A 472-nucleotide genomic window follows, 5' to 3' on the forward strand; every position below is an offset into this window, starting at 1 on the left:
CGTAAAGAATGATTGACCTAGCGCAAACAAGATGCCATCAGCAGTAATCTCTGATACTCTTGGTTGTAAAATAAATTTCACACCTTCTAAGGCGCCATCTAATGTTAAAGACTTAATCACAATGACGATTAAAAAGACAAACAGCAATGGCATCATAACTTTCGATGCCTTTTCTAATCCTTTTTCAACACCTAACATGACAATAATCATCGTAGCGAATATGAATATACCTTGCCCTAGAACGGTTAACCAAGGATTTGATATTACCGCTTCAAAATTCATTTCTTGGAGATGATTGATGCGTTGAAATATAACTAATTGCCATAATACTTGTCCGATGTAAATGACAATCCAACCACCGATAACACTATAGAAGCCAAATAAAATAAACACTGCCAAATTACCGTTCCAGCCAATGATATTGAGCCATTTTTTACCAGTTAATTTACTATATATTTGTGTTGTATATGTC

Annotated in this window: 1 pseudogene; it reads right to left on the reverse strand. The window is 34.5% G+C overall.

From position 1 onward, the window contains the following. Positions 1 to 472, reverse strand: a pseudogene (locus A6F49_RS14470) (hypothetical protein); the annotation flags it as partial.

Source organism: Enteractinococcus helveticum (assembly GCF_001657475.1).
GTDB lineage: Bacteria > Actinomycetota > Actinomycetes > Actinomycetales > Micrococcaceae > Yaniella > Yaniella helvetica.